General features: G+C 64.3%; 26 protein-coding genes. 13 read left to right on the forward strand and 13 right to left on the reverse strand.

The window, feature by feature from the left end; genetic code table 11:
- Positions 1-3: 3 nt before the first annotated feature.
- Positions 4-516, forward strand: a complete 513-nt coding sequence (locus Q0030_RS06960; protein ID WP_298364479.1) for an MgtC/SapB family protein — start codon at positions 4-6, stop codon at positions 514-516.
- On the opposite strand, the gene Q0030_RS06965 is transcribed toward Q0030_RS06960, so the two are convergent.
- On the reverse strand, positions 477-1,103 hold the full coding sequence (locus Q0030_RS06965) for a ParB-like protein (RefSeq protein WP_298364482.1): 627 nt from the start codon (positions 1,101-1,103) through the stop codon (positions 477-479). The genes Q0030_RS06960 and Q0030_RS06965 overlap by 40 nt on opposite strands.
- Before the next feature lie 87 nt (positions 1,104-1,190).
- Between Q0030_RS06965 and Q0030_RS06970 the strand changes: the two genes are divergently transcribed.
- The 7 genes from Q0030_RS06970 (at position 1,191) to Q0030_RS07000 (ending at position 6,918) form a co-directional block, all read left to right on the forward strand.
- Positions 1,191-2,072: an ion channel gene (locus Q0030_RS06970; RefSeq protein ID WP_298364485.1), complete on the forward strand. Its 882-nt coding sequence runs from the start codon at positions 1,191-1,193 to the stop codon at positions 2,070-2,072.
- 87 nt (positions 2,073-2,159) lie between these two features.
- Positions 2,160-2,516, forward strand: a complete 357-nt coding sequence (locus Q0030_RS06975; protein WP_298364616.1) for a hypothetical protein — start codon at positions 2,160-2,162, stop codon at positions 2,514-2,516.
- 181 nt (positions 2,517-2,697) lie between these two features.
- A complete protein-coding gene (locus Q0030_RS06980) occupies positions 2,698-2,997 on the forward strand; it encodes an acyl carrier protein (protein ID WP_021081038.1) in 300 nt (99 codons plus the stop codon).
- 9 nt (positions 2,998-3,006) lie between these two features.
- Positions 3,007-3,483 carry a 3-hydroxyacyl-ACP dehydratase FabZ family protein gene (locus Q0030_RS06985; protein WP_298364490.1) on the forward strand — a complete coding sequence of 159 codons (477 nt, stop codon included), beginning with the start codon at positions 3,007-3,009 and terminating at the stop codon, positions 3,481-3,483.
- On the forward strand, positions 3,476-4,660 hold the full coding sequence (locus tag Q0030_RS06990) for a beta-ketoacyl-ACP synthase (RefSeq protein WP_298364492.1): 1,185 nt from the start codon (positions 3,476-3,478) through the stop codon (positions 4,658-4,660). Before Q0030_RS06985 ends, Q0030_RS06990 begins: the two co-directional genes overlap by 8 nt.
- Positions 4,661-4,687: 27 nt before the next feature.
- Positions 4,688-5,965 carry a beta-ketoacyl-ACP synthase gene (locus Q0030_RS06995; protein WP_298364495.1) on the forward strand — a complete coding sequence of 426 codons (1,278 nt, stop codon included), beginning with the start codon at positions 4,688-4,690 and terminating at the stop codon, positions 5,963-5,965.
- 17 nt (positions 5,966-5,982) lie between these two features.
- Positions 5,983-6,918 (forward strand): lipid A biosynthesis lauroyl acyltransferase, encoded by a 936-nt coding sequence (locus Q0030_RS07000; RefSeq protein ID WP_298364498.1) that lies wholly within the window; start codon positions 5,983-5,985, stop codon positions 6,916-6,918.
- A 24-nt stretch (positions 6,919-6,942) separates the two neighbouring features.
- Here Q0030_RS07000 and Q0030_RS07005 read toward each other — a convergent pair whose 3' ends face one another.
- From Q0030_RS07005 to Q0030_RS07040, 8 genes are all read right to left on the reverse strand, one after another.
- Positions 6,943-7,887: a pyridoxal-phosphate dependent enzyme gene (locus Q0030_RS07005; RefSeq protein WP_298364500.1), complete on the reverse strand. Its 945-nt coding sequence runs from the start codon at positions 7,885-7,887 to the stop codon at positions 6,943-6,945.
- 163 nt (positions 7,888-8,050) lie between these two features.
- Positions 8,051-9,160 carry a polyamine ABC transporter substrate-binding protein gene (locus Q0030_RS07010; RefSeq protein WP_298364503.1) on the reverse strand — a complete coding sequence of 370 codons (1,110 nt, stop codon included), beginning with the start codon at positions 9,158-9,160 and terminating at the stop codon, positions 8,051-8,053.
- A 6-nt stretch (positions 9,161-9,166) separates the two neighbouring features.
- Complete coding sequence (locus tag Q0030_RS07015) at positions 9,167-10,336, reverse strand: aminotransferase (protein WP_298364506.1); 1,170 nt, start codon at positions 10,334-10,336, stop codon at positions 9,167-9,169.
- Between the two features lie 8 nt (positions 10,337-10,344).
- Positions 10,345-10,674, reverse strand: coding sequence for a rhodanese-like domain-containing protein (locus Q0030_RS07020; RefSeq protein ID WP_298364509.1), 330 nt, complete (start codon positions 10,672-10,674; stop codon positions 10,345-10,347).
- A 137-nt stretch (positions 10,675-10,811) separates the two neighbouring features.
- Positions 10,812-12,737 carry a potassium transporter Kup gene (locus Q0030_RS07025; RefSeq protein ID WP_298364512.1) on the reverse strand — a complete coding sequence of 642 codons (1,926 nt, stop codon included), beginning with the start codon at positions 12,735-12,737 and terminating at the stop codon, positions 10,812-10,814.
- A 154-nt stretch (positions 12,738-12,891) separates the two neighbouring features.
- Positions 12,892-14,814, reverse strand: coding sequence for a potassium transporter Kup (locus Q0030_RS07030; protein WP_298364516.1), 1,923 nt, complete (start codon positions 14,812-14,814; stop codon positions 12,892-12,894).
- Positions 14,815-14,926: 112 nt separating this feature from the next.
- The gene (locus Q0030_RS07035) at positions 14,927-15,757 is read right to left on the reverse strand and encodes a flagellar motor protein MotB (RefSeq protein WP_298364518.1); all 831 of its coding nucleotides are present in this window, start codon (positions 15,755-15,757) and stop codon (positions 14,927-14,929) included.
- 28 nt (positions 15,758-15,785) lie between these two features.
- On the reverse strand, positions 15,786-16,559 hold the full coding sequence (locus Q0030_RS07040; RefSeq protein WP_076860523.1) for a MotA/TolQ/ExbB proton channel family protein: 774 nt from the start codon (positions 16,557-16,559) through the stop codon (positions 15,786-15,788).
- Positions 16,560-16,831: 272 nt separating this feature from the next.
- Between Q0030_RS07040 and Q0030_RS07045 the strand changes: the two genes are divergently transcribed.
- From Q0030_RS07045 to Q0030_RS07055, 3 genes are all read left to right on the forward strand, one after another.
- Positions 16,832-17,809, forward strand: a complete 978-nt coding sequence (locus Q0030_RS07045; protein WP_298364521.1) for an NADPH:quinone oxidoreductase family protein — start codon at positions 16,832-16,834, stop codon at positions 17,807-17,809.
- A gap of 418 nt (positions 17,810-18,227) precedes the next feature.
- A complete protein-coding gene (locus Q0030_RS07050) occupies positions 18,228-18,416 on the forward strand; it encodes a hypothetical protein (protein WP_298364524.1) in 189 nt (62 codons plus the stop codon).
- Positions 18,417-18,700: 284 nt separating this feature from the next.
- A complete protein-coding gene (locus Q0030_RS07055) occupies positions 18,701-18,934 on the forward strand; it encodes a hypothetical protein (protein WP_298364530.1) in 234 nt (77 codons plus the stop codon).
- 9 nt (positions 18,935-18,943) lie between these two features.
- Here Q0030_RS07055 and Q0030_RS07060 read toward each other — a convergent pair whose 3' ends face one another.
- Both Q0030_RS07060 and Q0030_RS07065 read right to left on the reverse strand, forming a co-directional pair.
- Complete coding sequence (locus Q0030_RS07060; protein ID WP_298364532.1) at positions 18,944-20,215, reverse strand: FAD-dependent oxidoreductase; 1,272 nt, start codon at positions 20,213-20,215, stop codon at positions 18,944-18,946.
- Positions 20,215-21,879, reverse strand: a complete 1,665-nt coding sequence (locus Q0030_RS07065; protein ID WP_298364534.1) for a thiamine pyrophosphate-binding protein — start codon at positions 21,877-21,879, stop codon at positions 20,215-20,217. The genes Q0030_RS07060 and Q0030_RS07065 overlap by 1 nt, the downstream gene beginning before the upstream one ends.
- 137 nt (positions 21,880-22,016) lie before the next feature.
- Between Q0030_RS07065 and Q0030_RS07070 the strand changes: the two genes are divergently transcribed.
- Both Q0030_RS07070 and Q0030_RS07075 read left to right on the forward strand, forming a co-directional pair.
- A complete protein-coding gene (locus Q0030_RS07070; RefSeq protein ID WP_298364537.1) occupies positions 22,017-22,361 on the forward strand; it encodes a hypothetical protein in 345 nt (114 codons plus the stop codon).
- A 419-nt stretch (positions 22,362-22,780) separates the two neighbouring features.
- Positions 22,781-24,271, forward strand: a complete 1,491-nt coding sequence (locus tag Q0030_RS07075; protein WP_298364539.1) for a methyl-accepting chemotaxis protein — start codon at positions 22,781-22,783, stop codon at positions 24,269-24,271.
- 24 nt (positions 24,272-24,295) lie between these two features.
- Here the strand turns inward: Q0030_RS07075 and Q0030_RS07080 are convergent, their stop codons facing one another.
- Together Q0030_RS07080 and Q0030_RS07085 are read right to left on the reverse strand one after the other, a co-directional pair.
- Positions 24,296-25,441 carry an acyl-CoA dehydrogenase family protein gene (locus Q0030_RS07080; RefSeq protein ID WP_298364540.1) on the reverse strand — a complete coding sequence of 382 codons (1,146 nt, stop codon included), beginning with the start codon at positions 25,439-25,441 and terminating at the stop codon, positions 24,296-24,298.
- 12 nt (positions 25,442-25,453) lie between these two features.
- Positions 25,454-26,281, reverse strand: coding sequence for an SDR family oxidoreductase (locus Q0030_RS07085; RefSeq protein ID WP_298364542.1), 828 nt, complete (start codon positions 26,279-26,281; stop codon positions 25,454-25,456).
- Between the last annotated feature and the right edge of the window lie 226 nt (positions 26,282-26,507).

The following is a 26,507-nucleotide window of genomic DNA, read 5'->3' on the forward strand; positions in this document are numbered from 1 at the left end:
GCCTTGGTAGACTGGAGCGAGATCATCCTGCGTCTCGGCGCGGCCACCCTTGCCGGCAGCGCGATCGGGCTCGACCGCGACCTGCGCGGCAAGCCGATCGGGTTGAAGACGCTGGGCCTCGTCAGCCTCTCGACGGCCACGGTCGTGCTGCTGGCATTGCAGGCGGTCGATCCCGGGAAATTCACCGATGCGGTCAGCCGCGTAATCCAGGGTGTGCTGACCGGCATCGGCTTTCTTGGCGCCGGCGTGATCGTCCGACGGGGCGACCGCTATCACGTCCACGGCCTGACCAGCGCCGCATGCGCGTTCTTCGCCGCATGCGTCGGCATTGTCTGCGGCGCCGGACACTGGCCGATCGTCCTCACCGCGCTGGCGCTGGCATTCCTGCTGCTCACCTTCGGCAAGCGGACTGAGCGGTGGCTGCACCACGCGCTCGGCGGCAAGGAAGAACCGCACAGACCGGAGGCCGCGCCAGGTCAGTCGTCAGATGCCGGCCCACACCAGCCGGGCAAATAGACCGCGTCCTTGCCGCGGCCGAGCGCCAAGCCCTTCTCCAGCGCCTTGTCGAAATTGTTCTCCACCGTCTTGCGCGGGATGTGGCGGCGCAGGAAATCGGCCCACAGGAATTCGCTGAATGGCGTCGTGTCCTTGGCGAAACCGCCGGCCCGGCGCATTTCGCCAGCGAGGCTGCGGAAGGGATCGTCCTTGAGATCCTTGATCGACTTCGGAATGTCCCTGAAGTGCCGGCGGTCGCCCTTGGAATCGTAGGGATAGACCCAGCGCTTGTTATCCATCACGCCCCAGAACACATCACGCTCGACCATCGTGAGATCGCCGATCACCGTGACCAGGATGTCCTTGACGCCCTCCTCGTGCAGCGCCCGCGCCATATGATGGTGATCGACCACGTAGTAGCGATCGTCGGGACCATGGACGACCGGGATCATGTGCTTGCCCAGCAGTTCGGCGCGCTTCTTGCTTGAAGCATGCTCGCGCCAGCGCTTCCGCTTCTCCTTCACCTCGTGCATGCCGACCGTCATCTGGGTTGGTCGCAGCGACAGGATCGGGACCGGTTTGACGTAAGGCTCGCGCGTATGGGCCATGATTTGTACTCCCGTTTGACCGGCACTCCGGAATGAGTTCCATTATGACATGATGTCACAGGCAGGCGGAAGAGCCGGTTCGTCGGAATGGCTTTGAGAGCAAGCGAACGCGCGAAGGCGCGCACGATCCGTCTCGGCAACCGCGAGGTCGTGACCGAGGGATTGGAGCTCAGTTTCTGGGCAGACATCAGCCATCGCTGCATGACGGCATCCTGGCCCGCCTTTATTGGCGGTGCAGCATTGGTGTTCATCACCTTCAACGCCGTGTTCGCCTTGTTCTACTGGCTCGGCGATCATCCGATCGCCAACGTGCCTGGCGGCCAATACATCGACTACCTCTATTTCAGCATCGAGACGCTTTCGACCGCGGGCTATGGCGACATGCACCCGCAGACGCATTACGGGCACTTCATCGCCACCATCGAACTCTTCACCGGCATCTTCTCGATGTCGCTGATGACAGGGCTGATCTTCGCCCGCTTCTCGCGGCCGAGCGCGCGCTTGCTGTTCGCCGACAATCCCGTGATCTCGGACCATGAGGGCCAGCTCACGTTGATGATCCGCCTGGCCAACGAGCGGCACAACATCATCGCCAATGCCACCGCGCGGCTCTGGCTGTTCAAGAACGGCGTCAGCAAGGAAGGCATGCCATACCGCCGGTTCTACGAACTGCCGCTCCTGCGCAGCGAGAGCCCGGCGCTGGCGCTGAGCTGGACCCTGTTTCATGTGATCGACCAGGACAGCCCACTCTACGGCCTCGACGCCGCGGAGCTGCAAGCCGTCAATGCCGGGCTCGGCCTCTTCGTGTCAGGCCTTGACGACGTTGCAGCGCAAACGGTGCATGCGCGAAAATCGTACGAACATTCCGACATCCGCTTCGGCCATCGCTATGCCGAAATCCTGCAGGCGACCGACGACGGCCGTCTGCGGATCGACTACAGTCGGTTCCACGAGACCCTCGAAGGATAAATACCACCTCTGCGCGCATCAAGATTTTAGGTGTGAAGCGCAGCGAACATGCTAAACATGAGTGGCGACGCGACCGGACCGACAACAGTGAAGACGCAGCGGCCAATTTCCTCGGATGACGAGCACGTGGTGCTCAAATTCCGGCCGCGCACCTCGGCGCAGCCGCCCGGCAAGCGCGAGGACCCGATCCGACCGGCCCGCCCGGCTTCCATCGCTCCTGTTTCCGTCGCCAACGACCTCTCCCGCTATGAGAAGCCGCGCGAGGAGCCGGACGATTTCCGCCAGCGCATGCTCGCCAACATCGCCGCCTTCGCCTTCACCGTGGCACTCACCGCGATCGGTATCTGGCTCGCCATGAGCATCGCCGATTTGCGCAAGACCCAGGATTGCGTGCTGATGGGACGCCGGGATTGCGCGAAGATTACGGTGATGCCGCGCAGCTAGGCAGACCGGAACCCTACCCAAAAACCGTCCTTGCCGGGCCGGCCAAGCTCCATTGAACTAACGGCCCTGCTCCGATATACGGGCACACGACTCCGGCAGCAGCAATAGGGCAATCCGGGGCACGGCGCCCGCCTCCTCCGAGCCGACCCGGAATTACCTTCAATATATCAAAGGCTTAATGATGTCCTCCACATTCGAGCAGATCGCCAACATTATCGCGGAGACCTGCGACATCCCGCGCGATACGATCAAGCCGGAGAGCCACGCGATCGACGATCTGGGGATCGACAGCCTCGACTTCCTCGACATCGCCTTTGCCATCGACAAGGCCTTCGGGATCAAGATGCCGCTCGAGAAGTGGACCCAGGAGGTCAACGACGGCAAGGCCACGACGGAGCAATACTTCGTGCTGCAGAATCTCGCCGACCGCATCGACGAGCTGGTTGCGGCCAAGAACGCGGGCACGGGCTCAGCCTCGTAATCGCCCATCATGCAGCTTGAAACTTTTCAGCTGATCGATCGGATTGTCGACCTCAACCTCGACGCAAGGACCATTGTCGTCGAGGCGGACGTCCCGCCGGACAGCCATTCGGTGTTCTCGGGGCACTTCCCGGGCTACCCGATCATGCCCGGCGTGCTGCTCACCGAAGCAATGGCCCAGAGCTCGGGCTGGCTGATCCTCGGTCTGACCAAGTTCGAGCGCATGCCTTTCCTCGCCATGGTCAAGGAAGCCAAGATGCGTGGCTTCGTCAGCCCCGGCTCGACACTGACGATCGAAGCCAAGATCGAACACGAAGGTTCAGGCTTCACCGTGACCTCGGCGAAGGTCCGCGTCGGCAAGGAGCTCAAGTGCAACGCCGAGCTGACCTTCCGTCATATCCCTTTCCCCAGCCCGGACTTGCGTGTGCATATGGATGCGCTCGCCAACAAGATCGGGTTTCCGCTGCAGGCAATGAGTAATGGCTGAGAAGGAAGTCTGGATCACCGGCGTCGGCCTGCTCTCCTCGCTCGGCGAGGGGCTGGATGCGCATTGGGAGGCGCTCGGCGCCAAGCGCGTCAATGCCGACGAGAAGCGTCTCGCGCCCTACGTGATCCATCCGATCGCCCCCGTCAGCTTCGACGCCCAGATCCCGAAGAAGGGCGATCAGCGTCAGATGGAGACATGGCAGCGTATCGGCACCTACGCCGCCGGGCTGGCGCTTGATTCCGCCGGGGTCAAAGGCAATCAGGAAATCCTGTCGCGGATGGATATGATCATCGCAGCCGGCGGCGGCGAGCGTGACCTCAATGTCGACCTGGCGATCATGAACGCCGATGCGCAGGGCAAGCTGCCGCCTGCCGTCCTCAACGAAAAGCTGATGAACGAGCTGCGCCCGACGCTATTCCTGGCGCAGCTCTCCAACCTGCTCGCCGGCAACATCGCGATCGTTCACGGCGTGTGCGGGACGTCGCGCACCTTCATGGGCGAGGAAGCCTCGAGCATCGACGCCGCGCGGATCGCCGTCGCACGCATCGGGGCCGGACAGAGCGACATCGCGCTGGTCGGCGCGGCCCATAATGGCGATCGCGGCGACCTCTTGATGCTCTATTCGTTCGGCGACTTCGCCCTCAAGGATCAATACGCGTCGGTGTGGGCCCGACGAAACAATCCGGGCTTCGCCATCGGCTCCGCCGGCGCCTTCCTGGTGATGGAGTCGCGCGAGCACGCCGAGGCACGCGGCGCCAAGCCGTACGCCAAGCTGACCAAGGTGGTCGCCGATCTTGCCAGGCGCAAGCAGCCCGGCGCAGTGACGAAGTCGCTGCAGGCGATGTGGCCGCAACTCGGGGTCAGCAACGACAACGCCATGCTGATCACGGGCGCGACCGGCGCCGAGCCCGCGACCGCCGAGGAGCGCGAATTCCTCGGGCAGCATCCCGGCCTTGCCGTGCGCGCCACCGGAACGACCTTTGGGCACACCATGGAGGCGCAGTTCCCGCTCGGGCTGGCGCTCGCCGCGTTGTCGATTTCCCGTGGTGCGCTCTATCCCGCCAACGACCCGACCGGGCTGGAGGTTGAAAAGACCGAGGCGCCAACCCAGATTGTCGTGTTGGGGGTCGGCCACTGGCAGGGCGAAGGCATGGCACTGGTCGAGGCCGTCAAGTAATTCGGCGCAAGCACCGACGGGGACACCATGACAGCACCACGCGATAAATTCGGCCGACCGATCGTCGTCGTGACCGGCATGGGAATCGTGACGTCGCTCGGCGGCGGCAAGACTGACAATTGGAAGCGCCTCAGCGCGGGCGAGTCCGGCATCAAGACCGTGACGCGCTTCCCGCTCGACAGCATGAAGACGACGATGGCCGGCGCCGTCGATTTCGTCACCGTCGACCCGTTCTCCTCGACCAGCCTGTCGCAGCGTCTGGCGGAGATCGCGACCGAAGAGGCCCTGGAGCAGTCCGGCATCGGCAGCAAGGGCGACTTCCCCGGCCCGCTGTTTCTCGCGGTCGCGCCGATCGAGACCGAATGGCCGCAGCGGCTCGAAGTCGCGCGCGAGGTTCCGACCAAGGACTTTGGCATCATCGACTATCTGGCGACCTGTAGCGGCGGCAAGTTTACGCACTTCCACCGGCGCTTCACCTTCGGCTCGGTCGCGCTCAACCTCGCCGAGACCTTCGGCACCAAGGGATCGCCGATTTCGCTCTCGACGGCTTGTGCGTCCGGTGCGACTGCGATCCAGCTCGGCGTCGAGGCGATCCGCCGTGGCGAAACCGATGCAACGCTGTGCGTCGCGACCGACGGCTCGGTCAATCCCGAAGCCATGGTGCGTTTCTCGCTGCTCTCGGCTCTCTCCACCCAGAACGATCCGCCCCAGGGCGCCTCGAAGCCGTTCTCGAAGAACCGCGACGGCTTCGTGATGGCCGAAGGCGCCGGCGCGCTGGTGCTGGAGAGCTACGACGCCGCGATGGCGCGTGGCGCGCGCATCCTGGGCGTCGTCGCCGGCTGCGGCGAGCTCACCGACTCCTTCCATCGCACCCGCTCCGCCCCGGACGGCAAGCCGGCGATCGGCTGCGTGCGCAAGACGCTTGCAGACGCGGGCATGGAGCCGCACCAGATCGACCACATCAACGCGCACGGCACCTCGACGCCGGAAAACGACAAGATGGAATATCTTGCGACCGCGGCGGTATTCGGCGAGCACACGCCGAACATCCCGGTGTCGTCGAACAAATCGATGGTCGGTCACACCATCTCGGCCGCCGGCGCGGTCGAGGCGATCTTCTCGCTGCTCACGCTCGAGCATCAACGGATTCCGCCGACAATCAATTACGAGGTGCCCGATCCCGCGATTCCGTTCGACGTGGTCGGCAACAAGGCGCGCGACGCCAAGGTGACCGCCGTGATGTCGAACTCGTTCGGGTTCGGCGGGCAGAACGCTTCGCTGATCCTGACGCGCGAGCCGGCCTAGCGCCCTCGCCTCATCAGATGAAACGCCTGCTCCTTCGCGCCCGCGCGCATCTGCGTGATGCCGCAAAGCCTGTGACCGATGCGGCGATCGGCGGGCTGACGATCGGCCTGCTGCGCACCACGCGCTATTTCGATCCGGAGAAGACCGCGCGGTTCTTCGGCCGCGCCGCGCATTTCATCGGCCGCCGGCTGCGTGAGGATCGCATCGGCCGCGAGAATCTCGCGGCCGCCTTCCCGGAAAAGTCACCGCAGGAGATCGAAGAGATCCTGACCGGCGTCTGGCACAACCTCGGACGCATCGGCGCTGAATTCGCGCACATCGACCGCATCTGGGACCACGATCCCCAGAATCCCGACAAGCCGGGTCGCGTCGAATTCTCGGAGCGCAGCAAGCAGCTGTTCGACCAGTTGCGTGACGACGGCAAGCCGGCCTTGTTCTTTGCCGCACATCTCGGCAACTGGGAGCTCTCTCCGATTGCCGCGGCGGCACATGGGCTCGATGCTACGATTCTGTTCCGGCGACCGAACATCGAAGCCGCCGACCGTGCCATCGAACGCATCCGCGCCGTCAACCTGGGCACGCTGGTGCCTGCCGGCCGCGACGCGCCGCTCAAGCTGGCGCAGGCGCTGAAGAACGGCCAGCACGTCGCGATGCTGGTCGACCAGTATTTGACCAACGGCGTTCCCGTCACCTTCTTCGGCCGCAAGACCACTGCGAATCCGCTGCTGGCGCGCCTGCGCCGGCAGATCGACTGCCCGATCCACGGTACCCGGATCATCCGCCTGCCCGACGGCCGTTTCCGCGGCGAAGTCACCGAGGAAGTGAAGCCGGTGTTCGACGCATCCGGCCAGATCGATATCCAGGGCACGATGCAGGCGATCACTGACGTCGTCGAGGGCTGGATCCGCGAGTATCCAGATCAATGGCTCTGGCTGCATCGGCGCTGGCGGTAACGGTCCGTCACGACGCCACTGGCATCACAGATCTTCGCGCTCGAGCGGCGGTACGTTCCCTCCGCAAGCGATGACCCATACACGCGACCGCTCGCTGTCGACGACACCTCCCAAGACTGCCGCCATCGCCAAGGCGCCGCTGGGTTCGACCCGGATGCCGCAGGTCGCAAGAAGCAACCGGGCAGCGTATTGCACAAGTTCATCGCTAACGGCGCACACCTGAACATTCGACCGTTGCAGAATTTCGAAGGCTCGCACTCCGATCTGGCGGGAGCGCAAGGCATCGCATACCGTATCTCCAGGAGGATCAATCCGGATCGGAATGCCAATCTCGCGGGCACGCGCGTAGCGCTGGTGGGTCTCCGGTTCTGCAACATAGATTGCAGCCGGAATGGACCAGGAGCGCAAAGCAAGGGCAACGCCAGCGGCCAGCCCGCCGCCGCCACAGGCAACAATCACGGCATCGGAGGCCGGGCCACTTGCCTGAATGGCGGCTGCGATCTCTGAACCGATCGTGTAGCTTCCAGCAATCATCTCGACGTCTTCGAAAGCGTGCAGGTTACGCCAACCGCGTCGACTGGCCTCCATTCGAGCGCAATCGACCAACTCCGACCGCTCCACGATCTTTATCTCAGCTCCGGTCTCTCGGGCCTGCTCCCGTTTGAAGGCCGCTACGTCCGTAGGCATGACCAAACAGGCGGGCTTGTCCAGCGCCTGAGCGGCCAGGCCAACCGCAATCGGAAAGTTTCCTGATCCTGCGGCGACAACTCCTCGCTCGGCGTTTCTCGTCCCAAGGATTGCTCCTCGAAACTTGAACGAGCCGCCATATTGAACGGTCTCGTCTTTGATGAGGATCGTTCGCCCAGTCAATGCGTCCAACGCGGCACAAGATCGTATGGGTGTCTCCAGCGCCCGGCCTGCAATAAACGCGAAATCATCACGGACCAAATGAATCGGCTGACGGGGCATCTTGGCCTCTGCGGCAATCGCAAATGAGTACCGAGGGCTATCGGACACACTTCCACAGGTGTCCAATCAGCTGTTGTGACTGCTCGATTTATCTTGTGAACGCCTGAAATATCTTAGCTCGTCATAGGCAATAGCCGAATGTCCGCCGTGCCCACACGCAGCCCTAGCGCCCGGTCTTCACCCGCGTCCACAAGCGATTGATGATCCGCTGCGTCGCCGGGTCGCGGGCCGTGATCACGAACAGCTTCTTCTGCATCGCCTCGTCCGGATAGATGTTCTTGTCGTTGAAGATCTTCGGATCGATCAGCTTCTGGCTCGCCAGATTGCCGTTGGCGTAGGACAGGAAATTCGAATTCTTCGCGGCGACCTCGGGACGGTAGAGGTAGTTGATCAGCTCGTAGGCTTCCGCGACGTTCTTCGCGTCCGCCGGAATCGCGAGATTGTCAAAGAACATCTGCGCGCCCTCCTTCGGGATCGTGTAGCCGATCTCGACGCCGGACTTGGCTTCCGCCGCCCGACTACGCGCCTGCATGATATCGCCCGACCATCCGACCACGAAGCAGATCTCACCCGAGGCCAGCGCGCTGAGATATTCGGACGAGTGGAATTTGCGCACATAGGGCCGGATCTTGATGACGAGATCGGCAGCCTTCTCGAGGTCAGGCTGCTTGGTCGAGTTCGGATCCAGGCCGAGATAGCTCAGCGCCGCCGGCAGAATGTCGTCGGCGGAATCCAGCATGTGGATGCCGCAATCCTTGAACTTGGCGAGGTTCTCCGGCTTGAACACCATGTCCCAGCTGTCGATCTTGGCGTTAGGCCCGAGAATCTTCTCCACCATCTTGACGTTGTAGCCGATGCCGGTGGTGCCCCACATGTAGTTGGCGCCGTAATTGTTGCCGGGATCGTAGGTGGCGAGCTGACCAGTCACCACGGGCCACGCATTGGCGAGGTTCGGCAGCTTCGACTTGTCGAGCTTCAGGAACACCTTCGCGGTGATCTGGCGTTGCAGGAAATAGCCGGTCGGCACCACGACATCATAGCCCGACTTGCCGGCGAGCAGCCGTGTCTCCAGCGTCTCGTTGGCGTCGAACGTGTCGTAGATGACCTTGATGCCGGTTTCCTTGGTGAAGTCCTCGAGGACTCCCGGCGCCATGTAGTTCGACCAGTTGTAGAAGTTGACCGTGCGCTCCTCCGCATGTGCGGAGACAGCGAACAACAGAGCCGTGGCGATCGTTCCGACGAGGCTGACGAGACGACGGCTCTGCTTTTGCATTCTGGTCTACCTCTTGCGACGATGCACTGCGTCGGACAACCGCTCCAGCGCGGTGTCGAGCGTCGAGTCCTTCTTGGCGAAGCAGAAACGCACCACCGACGTCACCGCATCCTGCTCGTAAAACGCCGACACCGGAATAGCCGCGACCTTGTAATCCTGCACAATTCGCCAGCAGAACTCCGCGTCGGTCTCATTGAGTCCGAGCGGCGACAGATCGACGGTGAGGAAATAAGTGCCCTGCGACTTCAGCACCGGAAAGCCGATGCTCTCCAATCCCTTGGTCAGGCGGTCGCGGCTCCGCGCCATGTCCTTGCGCATGTCGAGGAAGTAGTCGTCCGGCTTGTTGAGGCCGTAGGCGACAGCCGCCTGCAGATTGGGCGCGGTCGTGAAGGTGAGGAACTGGTGCACCTTGGCGGCGACGCGCAGCAGCGGCGGCGCGGCGCAGACGAAGCCGATCTTCCATCCGGTCAGCGAAAAGATCTTGCCGGCGCTGCCGACCTTGATGGTGCGGTCGCGCATGCCCGGGATCGTGATCAGCGGGATGTGCTCGCGGCCGTCGAACACGACGTGCTCCCAGACCTCGTCGCAGATCGCGACCACGTCGAACTCCTGGCAGTACCGCGCCAGCAGTTCGAGGTCCTCGCGCGGATAGACCACCGCCGCGGGGTTGAGCGGATTGTTGAACAGCACCGCCTTGGTCTTGTGGTTGAAGACGCTGCGCAGCATCTCCTCGTTCAGCCGCCACTCCGGCGGCTCGAGCCGCAACAGCCGCGGAATGCCGCCGGCCTGGCGGATGATCGGCAGATAGGAATCATAGACCGGCTGGAAGCACACCACCTCGTCGCCCGGCTCGACCACGGACAGGATCGACGACGTCAGCGCCTCGGTGCCGCCGGAGGTGACCATCACCTCGGTCATCGGATCGAGCTCGAGCCCGTGCCAGTGGCCGTAATGCGATGCGATCGCCTGACGGAGTTCCGGAATGCCCATCATCGACGGATACTGGTTGTAGCCGTTGATGGACGCGTCCGCGGCGGCGCGGCGGATGTCCTCCGGGCCGGGATCGTCGGGAAAGCCTTGGCCGAGATTGATGGCGTTGTTGTCGCGCGCAGCCTGCGACATCGCCTCGAAGATGGTGACGGGAAGGTCCGCGAAGACCTTGTTCATGGAGGTCATGTCAGGGATCAGCCGCCCGTCTTGGTGGGCAGTCCTGCCGCCTTCCAGCCGATGATGCCGCCCGCCAAATGCTTGTCGTACGGCAGGCCCGCGGCCTGGGCGGCCAGCGAGGCCGTCACCGAGCGCTTGCCGGAGCGGCAGGCGAACACCACCTGCATGCCCTGCGGATCGGGAATCGCGGCCGGGTCAAACGTCGACAGCGGCACCACGACGCCATCGGGATAGGCCTCGACGGCGACCTCGTTGGGCTCGCGGACATCGACCAGGAGATAGCGGCCTTCCGCTATGCCCTTCGACACCTCGTCCGGAAACAAATCTTCCACCTTGTGGTCCGCCACGGAAATATCCTCCCGACTATCCGATTGGCGAGCCTCGCGCGGCTCGCCGGTCCGGGCCGCAAAGTCGCCTCTTGCGCGGAGAAAATCAAGCGCCCGAAACGGGTTAGATGCCGCGCAGAAACGCTGGATCGTGGACCCTAGATCGTGACTTGTGTGCCGACCTCGACCACCCGACCGGTCGGGATCTGGAAATAGTCGGTGGCATCGTTCGAGGAACGGCTCAGCGCGATGAACAGATGGTCCTGCCAACTCGGCATGCCCGAATGCGCCGCCGGCTTCAGCGCACGGCGGGACAGGAAGAACGAGGTCGACATGATGTCGAACTGCCAGCCGAGCTTGCGGGCGATTGCGAGCGTCTTCGGCACGTTCGGCTGCTCCATGAAACCGAACTTCAGCGTCACCTTGGAGAAGGTCTCGGTCAGCTGCTCCATCCGCACCCGCTCGGACGGATCGATGCGCGGCGTCGGCGCGGTCTCGATGGTGAGGATGACGTTCTTCTCGTGCAGCACCTTGTAGTGCTTGAGGCTATGCATCAGCGCGGTCGGCGCGCTGACGGGATCGCTGGTCAGGAACACCGCTGTCCCGGAGACGCGCTGCGGCGGCCGCTTCTCGAGCATCGCGACGAGATCGGCGAGCGGGAATTCCAGCTTGCGCGACTTCTCGAACAACAGCCGGCTGCCGCGCCGCCAGGTGTACATCACCACGATCATCGCCCCGCCGAGCGCGAGCGGCACCCAGCCGCCCTCGAACACCTTGAGCAGGTTGGCGGCCAGGAACGTGATATCCAGGAACAGGAACGGCGCAACCAGCGCCGCGGCGGCGATCGGCGACCAGCGCCAGACCTTCCAGATCACCACGAAGCCCATCATCGCCGTCACCACCATGGTGCCGGTCACGGAGATGCCGTAGGCCGACGCCAGCGCGCTCGACGAGCGGAACATCAGCACCAGCACGATCACCGCGATGAACAGGAACCGGTTGATGCGCGGCATGTAGATCTGGCCGGAATGCGCTTCCGACGTGTGGCGGATCTCGAAGCGCGGCATCAGGCCGAGCTGGATCGCTTGCCGGGTCAGCGAATAGGCGCCGGTGATGACGGCCTGGCTCGCGATCACGGTCGCCATGGTCGCAAGCGCGACCATCGGGATCAACGCCCAGTCCGGGAACATCAGGAAGAACGGGTTCTCGATCCCCTTGGGATCGCCGATCAACAGCGCGCCCTGCCCGAGATAGTTCAGCGCCAGCGACGGCAGCACGATGAACAGCCACGCGGTCTGGATCGGGCGTTTGCCGAAGTGGCCGAGGTCGGCATAGAGCGCCTCCGCGCCGGTTACCGCGAGGAAGACCGCACCGAGCGTGATGAAGCCGATCACGCCGTGATGCAGCATGAACGACACCGCAAGGATCGGGTTGAACGCGTACAGCACCTCGGGATGCCGCGCGATCTGCGGCAGCGCCGCGATCGCGATCACGGCGAACCAGACGCACATCACCGGGCCGAAGAACGCCGCGACGCGCGCGGTGCCGCGCGACTGCACCGCGAACAGGGCGACCAGGATCACCACTGTGAGCGGGACGACATAGGGATCGAATGTCGAGGTGACGAGCTTGATGCCCTCGATCGCCGACAGCACCGACAGCGCCGGCGTGATGACGGCATCGCCATAGAACAGCGCGCCGCTGATGATGCCGAGCAGCACGATCGCAGCGGCGCCCTTGGTGGCCGCGCGCTGCGCCAGCGCCATGAGCGCCAGCGTCCCGCCCTCGCCATTGTTGTCGGCACGCAACAGGATCACGACATATTTCAATGTGACGACGACGATCAGCGCCCACAGGATCAGGCTGAGCACGCCGAGCACCGCATGCGCCGTCACGGCGCCTTCGCCGCCGGCAGCCGCGACGACGGCTTCGCGCAGCGCGTACAGCGGGCTGGTGCCGATGTCGCCATAGACGACGCCGATGCTGCCGAGCATCAGCGCCTTGAAGGTGGCGGTTGAATGCGCCTCGCCATGGCCGTTTGCCGCGGGCGTTTCCGCCGCGGTGATCGCACTCTCGGATGACATGGGAAGCTGCGCCTCTGTCTTCTGCCGCACTGCACAATGCCGGGTTGCAGGCCTATACTCCCGGCAGGAATGCATAGGTTAGCACGGATTTAGGCCTCCACCATGCGTACCACGCATAGATCAAGGCTTTCCTACGCCGGAATTCGCTGTCAGCTCAAATAGTTACCTGGGTACCCACTTCAACGACTCTGCCGGTCGGAATCTGGAAATAGTCGGTGGCATCGTTGGCGGACCGGCTCATCGCGATGAACAGGTGGTCCTGCCACTGCGGCATCCCGGACTGGGCGGACGGCTTCAGCGACCGGCGCGACACGAAGAACGAGGTCGACATGATGTCGAACTGCCAGCCGAGCTTGCGCGCGACCGCGAGCGCCTTCGGCACGTTCGGCGATTCCATGTAGCCGAAGCGCAGCCGCACCGCGGTGAACTTGTCGCTGACCTTCTCCATGGTGACGCGCTCCGACAGGTCGACGCGCGGTGTCGGTGCGGTCTCGATGGTCAGGATCACATTGTGCTCGTGCAGTACCTTGTTGTGCTTGAGATTGTGTAAGAGCGCGGTCGGCACGAAGCTGGGATCGCTGGTCAGGAACACCGCGGTGCCGTTGACGATATGCGGCGGCCGCTTCTCCAGGCTGTGGATCAGGTCGCGCAGCGGCACTTCGATGCGGCGGGTCTTTGCGATCAGGATCGCGGCACCGCGACGCCAGGTCCAGATCATCGTTGCCATCACGACGCCGAACAGCAGCGGCACCCACGCGCCCTCGAACAGCTTCAGGAGATTGGCGCTGAAGAAGGTCATGTCGACGATCACGAACGGCAGGATCAACGCAGCGGCCGACGCCACGCGCCAGTTCCACAGCTTCCAGATCACGATGAAGCCCATGATGCCGTCGGCGACCATGGTGGTGGAGACGGCGATGCCGTAGGCCGAGGCGAGCCCGCTCGAGGTGCGGAACAGCAGCACCAGCAGCAGCACGCCAATCAGCAGCAGCCGGTTGACCCGCGGCAGATAGATCTGCCCGGCATGGGTCTCCGAGGTGTAGCGGACCTCGAAGCGCGGCAAGAGCCCGAGCTGCACCGCCTGGCTGATCAGCGAGTAGGCGCCGGTGATCACCGCCTGGCTCGCGATCACGGTCGCAGCAGTGGCGAGCCCGACCAGCGGCAGCAGCAGCACGTCCGGCACCATGCGGTAGAACGAGTTCTCGATCGCCGCGGGATCGGACAGCACCAGCGCGCCCTGTCCGAAATAATTCAGCAGCAGCGAGGGCAGCACGAAGAACAGCCAGCCGGACTGGATCGGCTTGCGGCCGAAATGTCCGAGATCGGCATACAGCGCCTCGCCGCCGGTCACCGCGAGGAACACGGCGCCCAAGGTCACGAGGCCGACAGTGCCGTGGGTCAGCAGGAACTGAATCGCGTAATAGGGATTGATCGCCGCCAGCACCGACGGATCGTCCATGATGTGGACCAGCCCCATCACCGCGAGCGAGGCGAACCACACCACCATCACCGGCCCGAAGGCGGAAGCAACGCGCGCAGTGCCGGTGCGCTGCACCGAGAACAGCAGCACGAGGATCAGGATCGTCAGCGGCACCACATAATGCTCGAGATGCGGCGTGGCTAGCTTGAGGCCTTCGACCGCCGACAGCACCGAGATCGCCGGCGTGATCATGGAATCGCCAATGAACATCGAGGCGCCGACCACGCCGAGCGCGAGCAGCGGCCAGCTGCGCCGTCCGATCGCGCGCTGGCCGAGCGCCATCAGCGACAGCGTGCCGCCCTCGCCATTGTTGTCGGCGCGCAGCAGCAGCAGGACGTATTTGGCCGTGACGACGGTGAACAGCGCCCACAGGATCAGGCTGAGCACGCCCAGCACCATGATGCGGGTGACCGGCTGGCCGTGCGCGGCGCCGCCGACCGCCTCACGGAATGCGTAGAGCGGCGAGGTTCCGATATCGCCGAACACCACTCCGATGCTGCCCAGTGTCAGGGCCCAGAAGCTGGAGGCGCCTTGGCCTTTGCCGTGACCTGTTCCTTGGCCCTCCTGGGCTTCGGTGGATGAGACGCTGACAGCCATGGCGAGGTTGGAACGCTCGATCGGTTGATTTTGATCCGCGCGGCTATCGACGCTTCCACCCCGCCTGTCAACCAAGCAACACGGTCAGCGGCGGTAGCATGGTAACCCGAAGCTACGGCTTCAGATCCGGCGGCAGTGGCGGATTTTCCCGCATCAACGTGATGGTCACGCGTCGGTTCGCCGGCAGCGTCGGATCGTCGGGAAACAGCGGCTGGCCGTCGGCCTTGCCGGAAACCGCGAAGATGTGCGACGGCGGCAGCCCCTCCCGCTCCAGGATTTGCCGCACCGCATTGGCGCGGTCCGCGGACAGGTCGAAAGCGTCGTAATCGCTGCGCGCCGGCACGAAGCCTGCGGCTGTATGCCCCACGATCGCGACCCGCAGCGGCGTCGCCTTCAGCGGCGCGGCGAGCTTCTGGATCAGCCGGCGGGTGCGCTCATACGGCTCCCTGGAACCGTCGGCGAACATCGAGCGGCCGTCCTGGTCGACGATCTCGAGGTTGAGCCCCTCCTTGGTCTCCTCGAACATGATGTTCTTGGAAATCTCGGTCAGCTCCGGCATGTCCTGCAGCGCCTGCCGGAGCGAGGCGGAGGCGAGCGCGAATTCGCGGTCGATCTTCAGCCGCGCGCCGTTGATCTGGCTGCGCTCCCTTTCGTCCGGCGTCGGATTGGCGGAGGATTCTTCCGGCGAGATGTGCTCGACATTCTTGAGCTTCGGCCGGGTCGGCAGGCCATCGGACTCGACGATGCCGGAATAGCGCACATTGGTCTGCACGCCGAAGGCGTCGCGCATCGAGCCCGCGACGATCTTCAGCTTGTTGTTGTCCATGGTGGAGAACGCGACGAGCATCACGAAGAAGCTCATCATCAGGCCCATCAGGTCGGCGAAGGTCACGAACCAGCCGTGACCTCCGGTATGGGCGTCGCCGCGCTTCTTCTTGGCCATCGCTGCGTTTCCCGAAAGCGCCGACCGGTCAAGCCGGAACCGGCTCGCCTTCCTCGTGGCGATGCTTCTCCGGCAGATAGGCCAGCAGCATCTCGCGCACCAGCGCCGGGCTCTTGGAATCGCGGATCATCAGGATGCCGTCGATGATCAGCGTGCGGTTGGTCTCCTCGTCGAGCAGCTTGCCGTGCAGCTTGTCGGCGATCGGCAGGCAGAACAGGTTGGCCACCAACGCGCCGTACAGCGTTGCGAGCAGCGCGGTCGCCATGAACGGGCCGAGCTTGGACGGGTCGGTCATGTTGGCGAACATCTGCACCATGCCGATCAGCGTGCCGATCATGCCGAAGGCCGGCGCGCAGTCGCCGATCGCGCGATAGATCTTGCTGCCCTCGTCGAGGTGCATCAGGAAATTGTCGCGGTCGCGCTCCATGTTGTCGCGGATGAATTCGAGGTCGTAACCGTCGGCGACGTAGCGGATGCCCTTGGCAAGGAACGGCTCGTCGGTTTCGACCTTCTCCAGGCCGACCGGGCCCTGCTTGCGGGCGATCTCGGCGATGCGGGCGAGCTCGTCGACGAGGTCGCGGGCCGACAGCCGGCTCATGGTGAAAGCAAATTTCGCGCCGAGCGGCAGCCCGTGCAGCATTACGCCGAGCGGAAAGCGGATCATCGTCGCCGCGATCGAGCCGCCGAAGATGATGATCATGGCATGTTCGGAGATGAACATGTGCAGGTCGCCGCCCATGAACATCATCACCGCGATGACGATGATGCCGGCCAACAGCCCGGCGCCTGTCATGATATCCATGAAAAACTCCAACGCGAACGCAACCCGCCTGTCCTGGACGGCGCGCAGCCCAAGGCGGGCCGCGTGAAAAACCCTAACGTTAATGCCATTAAGGACGCGTTACCGAATTTGGTAGGGATAACAACGGGTAAACGGCTGCCTTTTCGTGATGTCGTTGAAGATGTTGGCTTTCCGCATGGGACGCCGTCGCTGCATGCGCAAAAGGTCTCCCCGTAGAACAACGGAGATGAGATAGGTTCGACTAGAGGAAACGAACAAGCGAGCAGGACAGGATGAAGGCGGTCGTCGTCGAGCAATACGCACCCATCGATCAGATCGAACTGAGGGAGATCGCCACGCCCGAACCCGGCCCGGGACAGATCCGCGTCCGGGTCCACGCCGCGAGCATCGGCTTCGTCGATGGGCTGAAGGTCGAAGGCCGCTACCAGACCAAGGATGCCCTGCCCTTTACGCCGGGTGCGGAATTCGCCGGCGTGGTCGACGAGGTCGCGAGCGACGTCGCCGGCATCACGCCGGGCATGCGGGTGATGGGCGCGGCGCGCTCGGGCGCGCTGGCCGAGTACATCGTGGTGCCGCCTGCCGCCGTCGAGGTCTTGCCCGACGGTCTGTCGATGGAGGCCGCCGCGGCCTTCCGCACCAACTACCTCACCGCGCTCTATGCGCTCGGCGAACGCGGCTCGCTCAAGGCCGGCGAGCAGTTGCTCGTGCTCGGCGCCGCCGGCGGCACCGGCATCGCCGCGATCCAGGTCGGCAAGCTGCTCGGCGCGCGCGTCATTGCCGCCGCCTCGACCGACGAGAAGCGCAGCTTCGCCGCAAACTTCGGCGCCGATGCCGTCGTCGACTACACCAAGCCCGATTGGCGCGACGCGCTGAAGGACGCAACCGGCGGCAATGGTCCCGACGTGATCTTCGATCCGGTCGGCGGCGAGGTCTCCCTGCAGGCGTTCCGCTCGATCGCCTGGAACGGCCGCCATGTCGTGGTCGGCTTTGCGGCAGGCCAGATCCCCGCTCTGCCGTTCAATCTGCCGCTTCTGAAGGGCGGCCTCCTGATCGGCGTCGACGCCGCGCAGATCGCGCGCCGCGAGCCCGAGGCGCAGGCGCGCGTGATGACGCGATTGTCGGCATGGCTGAACGACGGCCGACTGACGCCGGTGGTCGGCAAGGTGTTCGAGCTTGAAGATTTCCGCGCGGCGTTCACGACGATGCAGACCCGCGCGGCGCTGGGCAAGATGGTGGTCCGGATCGGATAGTGAGAGGGGCTCCGCTATCGCCCCATCTTCGCTGTCGTCCCTGCGAAAGCAGGGACCCATAACCACAGGGTTGTGTTGTTGAGATGAACTGTGGCCACAGCTCTGCAATCCAATTCGCATTCGTGGTTATGGGTCCCGGCTCAGGGCCGGGACAACATCTGAGTTTGGTGCGGCGTTAAGTCAAATTCTGAAACGCCGAACAAAATATCGGTAGTTCGTAGGATGGGTAGAGCGCAGCGAAACCCATCATGTCTCCGCGCGGATCAAAGGTGATGGGTTTCGCTGCGCTCTACCCATCCTACAGTTTCTACAATCCGAGCCGGCGCTCGGCCCGAGGCCCGGCGACAAATTATCATACGTTATTGTCGCCGGAATCCGCGCCACCTACCGTTTGCCGAAAGCGGCGGTGGGCAAAAAAATGCAGGACATGCTGACGCATCTGGAGAAGCTTCGCACCGACGCTGCGGAGTGCGCCCTGATCCGCGACCTGGCCACGGACATCCAGAAGCGCGAATTGTTCACCAAGCTCGCCGAGCATCTTGCGGCCCTCGCGGCGGAAGTCGAGAAGGCCATCGCCGCGTCCGGCAGGGAAGGCGAAGCCGTCTAGTGCGGCACGGACCGGTTTGGGTCACCCGCGCAGTCCCGACGCTGCCGTTGGATCGCAGGAACCAACGCTGCAGCGGCACATTATTATTGCACCCCTTGGTTGAAAGGTAGTATCTCGCCAGTATCGGCAGACGCGCCGATCCTGGCGCGTTACCTGTCCACCGAGAGGAATTTAGCCGTCATCTGTTGAATTTCAGGATCGTTCATCTTGGCACTTTTTGCATATCGAGCGTCGAGCACGACGTCCCGATCACGCGAGCTGGCCACCGCCGCCAGAGCCGCGCGATGAAGACGGACAAGGCCATCTGGTACGTCTCGTTCGCCGTGAGAAACCCTGACGCCGGACACCACCGCTTCGCGCGTCAGACCCGGACCTTCACCACCGAGCAGGATGCCAAGGCGTTTGCGCGCAGCCTGCTCGATCAGACCCAGGACGTCAGCGCCGGAACGATCAATCCGCACACGCCGAGACGCGTGATCGCACCGGCTGCGATTGCGGCCTGGGCCGGCGAGAGCTGAAGTCCACTTCTACAAAAAGCGTGACGGCGCGAACGGCTGTAGCGGAATTTCTGGCGCCTTGCCGCTGAGCAATTGCGCGACCAGCCGGCCGGTGCGGGCCGAGCCGACCAGGCCAACATGACCGTGGCCGAACGCATAGACCACGTCGCGCGAGGCGCGGCTATGGCCGATGCAGGGCCGCCCGTCGGGCATGCTCGGACGATGGCCGAACCAGGTCTTGATGCGCGAGGGTGGAATGTCCTTCGGCAGTTTCGGGAACATGCTGAAGAGATGCTCGCGCAGGATCTCGGCGCGCTTCCAGTTCGGCTCGGCATCGAGCCCCGCGATCTCCACCGTGCCGGCGGCACGCAAGCCCTTGTCGGTCCAGTTGACCACCATCTTGGTGTCCGAAGCCATCATCGAATTGCGCGGCCCGGATTCCGGATCCTCGATCATGACGTGATAGCCGCGCTCGGTCTCGAGCGGCAGCGGATCGCCGATCGATGCGGTCAGTTGCTTCGAGCGCGCGCCGGCGGCGACGACCGCGGCGTCGCAGGCGATCTCGCCGCGCTCGGTGACCACGGCGACGAGCTTGTCGCCCGCAAGCTTGAGCCCTATCGCCTTGGCGGCGACGCGTTCGGCGCCGCTCGCGATCGCGTGCGCGGCGAGCGCTGCGACATAGGCGCCGGGATCACGGCAGCGGCCGGCCTCCTCCACCACGACGCCGAACTTGTAGCGCGGATGCAGATCGGGTTCGCGCTGGCGCATCTCGTCTTCATCGAGCTCCAGCCATTCGATGCCGACGCGCTTGCGGATGCGCCAGCCGAGGTCGCGGTCGAACGGTGCCCGCGAGGGAAACACATGCATCACCCCGCGCCGCTCGATCAGTTCGGGCACGCCTGCTTCCTCGGCGAGCTCCCGGTGCAGCAGCGGCGCGTCCTTGAGCAGATCGCGCATCGCCCGCGCGGTGGCCTCGACCTGCGCCTCGGTCCGGCTCGACAGCAGATACTTGATTAGCCACGGCAAGGCCTTCGGCAGATACGACCAGCGGATCGAAAGCGGCCCGAGCGGGTCCATCAGATAGCCCGGCACCTTCTTCCAGGTACCAGGCTCGGCCGGCGGGATCACCGAATGCGACGACAGCCAGCCGGCATTGCCATAGCTCGCAGCCTGGGTGCCGCCGGGCTCGCCCGGATCGATCAGCGTGACTCTGTGGCCCGCGCGCAGCGCCTCGATGGCGCTGATCACGCCGACCGCGCCGGCGCCGATGATCGCGACGTGACGGCCAGCGGACTCGGGCATCAGCGCGCGGCCTGCGACGGCGCGAAATCCTTGCCGACCGACAGCGCGCGCTGATCGACCAGGCAGTGCAGGATCGCCGGCTTGCCGGACGCCAGCGCCCGCTCGAACGCCGGCGCGAAGTCTTCAGTGCGCTCGACCCGCTCGCCATGGCCGCCGAACGCCTTGGCGTAGAGCGCGAAGTCCGGGTTCTTGAGCTGGGTACCGACAACGCGGCCGGGATAGTCGCGCTCCTGATGCATGCGGATGGTGCCGTATTGCGCATTATCGATGACGACGACGATCAGCGGCGCGTCATACTGCACGGCGGTGGCGAACTCCTGCCCGTTCATCAGGAAGCAGCCGTCGCCGGCGAACGCGACGACCACGCGATCCGGATGATGCCGCTTGGCCATCACGGCCGCCGGCACGCCATAGCCCATCGAGCCGGAGGTCGGCGCAAGCTGCGCGTCGAAAGCGTGGAAGCGATGGTGGCGATGGATCCAGCCGGCGTAGTTGCCGGCGCCGTTGCAGACGATCGCATCCTTCGGCAGCCGGTCGCGCAGCCAGGTCACGACCTCGCCATACTGGAAATGGCCCGGCAGCTCGCGCGGCTTGTCAGTCCAGGCAAGATAATCCGCGTGCGCCTTGGCCGCCTCGCCCTTCCAGGCGGGCGCCGCTGCGGGCTTCATGCTCTCGACCGCGGCCGCGAAGGCCGCAGGCGTCGCCTGGATCGCCAGCGCCGGCTGGTAGACGCGGCCGAGCTCTTCGGAGCCCGGATGGACGTGAATGAGCTTCTGGCTCGGCACCGGAATGTCGAGCAGCGTGTAGGACGACGACGGCATCTCCGACATGCGGCCGCCGATCAGGAGAATGACGTCGGCGCCGGTGAAGCGATCCCTGAGCTTCGGGCTCGGGCCGATGCCGAGATCGCCCGCATAATGCGAGTGGTCGGCGTCGAACAGCGAGGCGCGGCGGAACGAGGTTGCGACCGGCAGGTCGAAGCGCTCGGCAAAGCATGCGATGCCCTTGGCCGCCTCTGCGGTCCAGGCCGAACCGCCGAGCACCACGATCGGCGCCTTGGCGCCGGCGAGCATGGCGCCGAGGCGTTCGAGATCCGACGGCGCCGGCCAGGTCTGCGCAGGCTCGACCTTCGGCGCGTCGGCGACCGCTGCGGTCTCGGTCAGCATGTTCTCCGGCAGCGAGATCACGACCGGACCGGGGCGGCCCTGCAGCGCGACGCGGAAGGCGCGCGCGACCAGTTCCGGAATGCGATCCGGACGATCGATCTCGACGGCCCACTTCGCCATGGTGCCGAACACCGCCTTGTAGTCGAGCTCCTGGAACGCCTCGCGCTCGCGCATGCCGGTGTCGACCTGGCCGACGAACAGGATCATCGGGGTGGAATCCTGCATCGCGATGTGCACGCCGTGCGCGGCGTTGGTCGAACCCGGGCCGCGGGTGACGAAGCAGATGCCGGGACGCCCTGTGAGCTTGCCATAGGCCTCCGCCATCATCGCCGCACCACCCTCGGCGCGGCAGATCACGACATCGATCGAGCTGTCATGCAGGGCATCGAGCGCCGCCAGATAGCTCTCGCCCGGCACGCAGGTGACGCGCTCCACCCCTTGCGCGACCAGCTGGTCGATCAGGATCTGGCCTCCGGTGCGGGCGTTGCTTTTGGTCATGAGGGCTCCCTGCGGCATTGGCGCGCGCGTGCGGCTCGCGCGGAACGTGGTCCGACGGGGGTATGATAGACGGGAATATGGCGCAAGGCCGAAGCCGCGTCGTGCGGGCGAAGCGAGGTCAAGCCATGCGATAGGCAATGGGCATCGCCCTTTCGTCATCGATTTCCGCAGAGCGGACGACCGCCGGCGGGATCGTCGCGGCCCAGCCGGAGAGCAGGCAGGCAATCCTCCGCCGATTTCAGACCGCCCTCGCCGTCAGCTTGCGGATGAAATGTTCCGTCGCCGGTGGGCAACTTCGATCCGGTATCGCGCCCACTAAAATCAACCTGTGCGTGTTTCTTTCAACAACAAACCTCATTGACGATGCGGCAGCCTCGCGATCATCACCAGGCACCAACCGCCGCAGCCGCGCACATGCGGGAGGGATGATCCGCAAGCACCGCCAACACCGACGGCGCGCGGGCGCCGCGCGAGACGAGTGAAGTCCGACGCGTTGCGGCGCGCGTGACGACAGCGTGGCACAAACTGCATACGCCGCCGCGTCATATGCACGATAACAATCATTCGAAGTGCGCGCGTGCGCTTCCGTAAGACTACGGTGCAGCGATCAGTCGCTCGCACCATTCGTCGCAAGATCGCGCAGATATCGCAGCAAATCGCGGCTTTGCACGTCGTTTTCCACTGCGCTCATCGCATGCATTGCGCGTTGTGTCTTGCGCGATCGCGCGCGGCGCACTGCACGCACTTTGGAATGGAACTCGAATCGCCTACGGTTTCGTGCAGTCAGAAGTTGTAAATCGTTTATCGCACCTGCCCGCCGTCCCGCGGCAGAAGGCGTTCTGCTGCCGAGCAGGTGCATTCTTTTCAGTTCACCAATTGATACCAATGCTGGAGGCAATGCATGTTGGGGATGAAGAGTGTCGCAAGCGTGATCGGCTCGGATAGTTCTTATCGGCTGTTCGACGATATGCCGATCAGTGTCATGCTCTGCGAGCTGGACAATTTCAGGATCACCTACATCAACGAGTCGACGCGGCAGAATCTGAAGAAGATCGAGCATGTGCTGCCGGTGAAGGTCGACGCGCTGATCGGGCAATCGATCGACATCTTTCACAAGAACCCGCAGCATCAGCGCCGGCTCTTGTCCGATCCGAAGAACCTGCCGCACAAGGCGCGCATCACCATCGGCGGAGAAACCCTCGATCTCACCGTGACGGCGATGACCAACTCACGCGGCCGCTACACCGGGCCGATGCTGACCTGGGAGCTCGCGACCGAGAAGGCGCGGCTTGAAACCCAGACCGAGCGGCTGTTGCAAATGCTCGACAACATGCCGATCAACATCATGATGTGCGATACCGATTTCAACATCACCTATATCAACCAGACCAGCCTCAAGACGCTCGACACCGTGAAGCATCTGCTCCCGGTGGCGCCGGAGAAGATCCTGGGCAACTCGTTCGACATCTTCCACAAGAACCCGGCGCATCAGCGCCGCATCGTCGGCGATCCCAAGAACCTGCCGCACGCAGCCAAGATCAAGCTCGGCCCGGAAACGCTCGACCTTCGGGTCTCCGGCCTGACCGACAAGCGCGGCAACTATACCGGCGCGATGCTGAGCTGGTCGGTTGTGACAGGCAATGTGAAGCTCGCCGACGATTTCGAGAAGGATGTGAAGGGCCTTGCCGGCATGCTGGCGTCGGCCTCGACACAAATGCAGGGCACCGCACGATCGCTGACGACGACCGCCGAATTCGTCAATCAGCGCTCGGCGAGTGCTGCGTCCGCGTCCGAAGAGCTATCGTCCTCGGTCACCGAGATCAGCCGCCAGGTGGCCGAGGCGAGCCGCATCGCCCGCATGGCGGTCGAAGAAGCGGAAAAATCCGACAGGCTGGTCTCGGGCCTCGTGACCATGGCGCAGAAGATCGGCGACGTCGTCGCGCTGATCAGCCAGATCGCCGGCCAGACCAATTTGCTTGCGCTCAACGCCACAATCGAGTCCGCTCGCGCCGGCGAGGCCGGCCGGGGCTTCGCCGTCGTCGCGTCAGAGGTGAAGGCGCTGGCCAACCAGACCGCCAAGGCCACGGAAGACATCTCGGCGCAGATCAACGAGATGCAGACCGCGACCGGCAACACCGCCACGGCGCTGAAGGCGATCTCGCAGGTCATCGTCCAGATCAGCGAGATCTCGACCGTGATCGCCAGCGCCGTCGAGGAGCAGGCCGCGGCCACCAAGGAGGTCACCGCCAACATCAACGGAACGACCAAGGCGATCGACGATGCCAGCAAGGCCGCCGAGAACGTTCTGGCGGCCTCCGGCGAGCTCGCCAGCAACGCGTCCGAGCTGGAAGTCCAGGTCGACAAGTTCCTCAAGAACGTGCGGGCGATGTAACGCCGCCAAGGTCGCGCGCTTGCCCTACAGCGAGCGCGCGATCAGCACCTTCATGATCTCGTTGGTGCCGCCATAGATCTTCTGGATGCGGGAATCGATGAACATGCGCGAGATCGGGTATTCCTGCATGTAGCCGTAACCGCCATGCAGCTGCAGGCATTCGTCGGCGGTCTCGACCTGCTTCTGCGAGCACCACCATTTCGCCATCGACGCCGTCACGGTGTCGAGATCGCCGGCGACCAGGCGTTCGACGCACCAGTCGACGAACACGCGGGCGATCATCGCCTCGGTCTTGCGCTCGGCGAGCGTGAACGCGGTGTTCTGGAATTCGATCAGCGGCTTGCCGAAGGCTGTGCGCTGCTTGGTGTATTCGGCGGTGATGCTGACCGCGCGTTCCATCGAGGCGACCGCGCCGATCGCGAGCGACAGCCGCTCCTGCGGCAATTGCTGCATCAACTGGACGAAGCCGTTGCCCTCCTCATTGCCGAGCAGGTTTTCCGGCGGCACCGTGACATTGTCGAAGAACAGTTCGGACGTGTCTGAAGCGTGCAGGCCGATCTTGTCGAGGTTGCGGCCGCGCCGGTAGCCCTCGGCGCCCGCGGTTTCGACGACGATCAGCGAGATGCCTTTCGCGCCCGCGGCACCGGTACGCGCGACGACGATCACAAGGTCCGCGGCCTGGCCGTTAGTAATGAAAGTCTTCTGGCCGTTGATGACGTAGGAATTGCCCTGCTTCTTCGCGGTGGTCTTGACGGCCTGCAGGTCAGAGCCGGTGCCGGGCTCGGTCATCGCGATGGCGCCGACCATCTCGCCCGACGCCATCTTCGGCAGCCAGCGCTTTTTCTGCTCCTCCGAGCCGTAGTTGACGATGTAGTGCGCGACGATCGCGCTGTGCACGGAAACGCCGGTGGTCAGCTCCGGGACCGTGCTCTCGATGTCATCAAGCACCGCGGCGTCATAGGCGAAGGTGGCGCCGAGGCCGCCATAGGCCTCCGGCACGCTCGGCAGCAATGCGCCCATCTCGCCGAGCGCACGCCAGGCGGAACGGTCGACCAGCTTCTGCTCGCGCCATTTCTCGGCGTGCGGCGCCAGATCCTTGGCGAGGAATTTGCGGAACTGGTCACGGAAGGTGTCCAGCTCCTCGGTCATCCAGGACGATCGGTAGTGCATCATTCCCTCGTGCTAAATCAAGAGACCGCCGCCGGCGACGATCACCTGACCACTGATGTAGTTCGATTCCGGAGCGCAGAACAGATAGACCGCGTCCGCCGCCTCTTCCGGCGTGCCGCCGCGGCCGAGCGGGATCATCCGGCCCATCGCCTCCAGCATCTGCGGCTGAACGCCGACCTTGATGTCGCGGCCGGCGACGTCGATGGTCTTCTGCTGGGTCTCGATCGGCTGGGTCAGGCGGGTGTTGATCAGGCCGAACGCCACACAATTGACGTTGACCTTGTAGCGGCCCCACTCCTTGCACATCGTACGCGTCAGCCCGATCAACGAGGCTTTTGCTGAGGAATAGCTCGCCTGCCCGGCATTGCCGTAGAGGCCCGCAATCGAGGAGATGTTGACGACCTTGCGGAACACCTCGCGCCCCGCCTCCGCCTCCTTTTTCGCCATCACCCGGATCGGCTCCGATGCCGCGCGCAGGATGCGGAACGGGGCGACGAGATGGACGTCGAGCATGGCCTGGAACTGCTCGTCCGACATCTTCTGGATCGTCGAGTCCCAAGTGTAGCCGGCATTGTTGACGATGATGTCGAGGCCGCCGAACTGCTCGATGGCCGCACCCACGAAGCGATCGGCAAAGCCGGTCTCGACCACGCTGCCATTGACCGCGATCGCCTCGCCGCCCATGGCCTTGATCTCGGCGACGACGGCATTGCCCGGCTCGGCGTCGAGGTCGTTGACCAAGACCTTCGCACCCTCGTTCGCGAGCTTCAGCGCAATCGCGCGCCCGATGCCGCGGCCCGATCCGGAGACGAGCGCGACTTTGCCTTGCAGTTTCGACATGGTTTCCCCCTCAAGCAAGATGATCTTCTTTCTTCACCTCTCCCGCTTGCGGGGGAGGTCGCATCGTATCGAAGATACGATGCGGGTGGGGGCTCTCTCCACGATGTGACTCGTGGAGAGTGGCCCCCCCCCCCCCCAACCCCCCCCGCGGGCGCGGGGGCACACCCCCATAGCAACACGCACACAGCCGGACATTAACGCGATGTAAGCCCGCCCCCCGCCGGGG

This window comes from uncultured Bradyrhizobium sp. (assembly GCF_947648125.1).
GTDB lineage: Bacteria > Pseudomonadota > Alphaproteobacteria > Rhizobiales > Xanthobacteraceae > Bradyrhizobium.

Coding starts and splice junctions, on each gene's coding strand:
- Q0030_RS06995 (WP_298364495.1), top strand. CDS start 4,688: ATGACAGCACCACGCGATAAATTCGGCCGACCGATCGTCGTCGTGACC.
- Q0030_RS06990 (WP_298364492.1), top strand. CDS start 3,476: ATGGCTGAGAAGGAAGTCTGGATCACCGGCGTCGGCCTGCTCTCCTCG.
- Q0030_RS07025 (WP_298364512.1), bottom strand. CDS start 12,737: ATGTCATCCGAGAGTGCGATCACCGCGGCGGAAACGCCCGCGGCAAAC.
- Q0030_RS07040 (WP_076860523.1), bottom strand. CDS start 16,559: ATGGATATCATGACAGGCGCCGGGCTGTTGGCCGGCATCATCGTCATC.
- Q0030_RS07030 (WP_298364516.1), bottom strand. CDS start 14,814: ATGGCTGTCAGCGTCTCATCCACCGAAGCCCAGGAGGGCCAAGGAACA.
- Q0030_RS07035 (WP_298364518.1), bottom strand. CDS start 15,757: ATGGCCAAGAAGAAGCGCGGCGACGCCCATACCGGAGGTCACGGCTGG.
- Q0030_RS07015 (WP_298364506.1), bottom strand. CDS start 10,336: ATGACCTCCATGAACAAGGTCTTCGCGGACCTTCCCGTCACCATCTTC.
- Q0030_RS06985 (WP_298364490.1), top strand. CDS start 3,007: ATGCAGCTTGAAACTTTTCAGCTGATCGATCGGATTGTCGACCTCAAC.
- Q0030_RS06980 (WP_021081038.1), top strand. CDS start 2,698: ATGTCCTCCACATTCGAGCAGATCGCCAACATTATCGCGGAGACCTGC.
- Q0030_RS07060 (WP_298364532.1), bottom strand. CDS start 20,215: ATGCCCGAGTCCGCTGGCCGTCACGTCGCGATCATCGGCGCCGGCGCG.
- Q0030_RS06970 (WP_298364485.1), top strand. CDS start 1,191: ATGGCTTTGAGAGCAAGCGAACGCGCGAAGGCGCGCACGATCCGTCTC.
- Q0030_RS07045 (WP_298364521.1), top strand. CDS start 16,832: ATGAAGGCGGTCGTCGTCGAGCAATACGCACCCATCGATCAGATCGAA.
- Q0030_RS07000 (WP_298364498.1), top strand. CDS start 5,983: ATGAAACGCCTGCTCCTTCGCGCCCGCGCGCATCTGCGTGATGCCGCA.
- Q0030_RS07005 (WP_298364500.1), bottom strand. CDS start 7,887: ATGCCCCGTCAGCCGATTCATTTGGTCCGTGATGATTTCGCGTTTATT.
- Q0030_RS07065 (WP_298364534.1), bottom strand. CDS start 21,879: ATGACCAAAAGCAACGCCCGCACCGGAGGCCAGATCCTGATCGACCAG.
- Q0030_RS07055 (WP_298364530.1), top strand. CDS start 18,701: ATGAAGACGGACAAGGCCATCTGGTACGTCTCGTTCGCCGTGAGAAAC.
- Q0030_RS07070 (WP_298364537.1), top strand. CDS start 22,017: ATGGGCATCGCCCTTTCGTCATCGATTTCCGCAGAGCGGACGACCGCC.
- Q0030_RS07080 (WP_298364540.1), bottom strand. CDS start 25,441: ATGCACTACCGATCGTCCTGGATGACCGAGGAGCTGGACACCTTCCGT.
- Q0030_RS07010 (WP_298364503.1), bottom strand. CDS start 9,160: ATGCAAAAGCAGAGCCGTCGTCTCGTCAGCCTCGTCGGAACGATCGCC.
- Q0030_RS07075 (WP_298364539.1), top strand. CDS start 22,781: ATGTTGGGGATGAAGAGTGTCGCAAGCGTGATCGGCTCGGATAGTTCT.
- Q0030_RS07085 (WP_298364542.1), bottom strand. CDS start 26,281: ATGTCGAAACTGCAAGGCAAAGTCGCGCTCGTCTCCGGATCGGGCCGC.
- Q0030_RS06965 (WP_298364482.1), bottom strand. CDS start 1,103: ATGGCCCATACGCGCGAGCCTTACGTCAAACCGGTCCCGATCCTGTCG.
- Q0030_RS07050 (WP_298364524.1), top strand. CDS start 18,228: ATGCAGGACATGCTGACGCATCTGGAGAAGCTTCGCACCGACGCTGCG.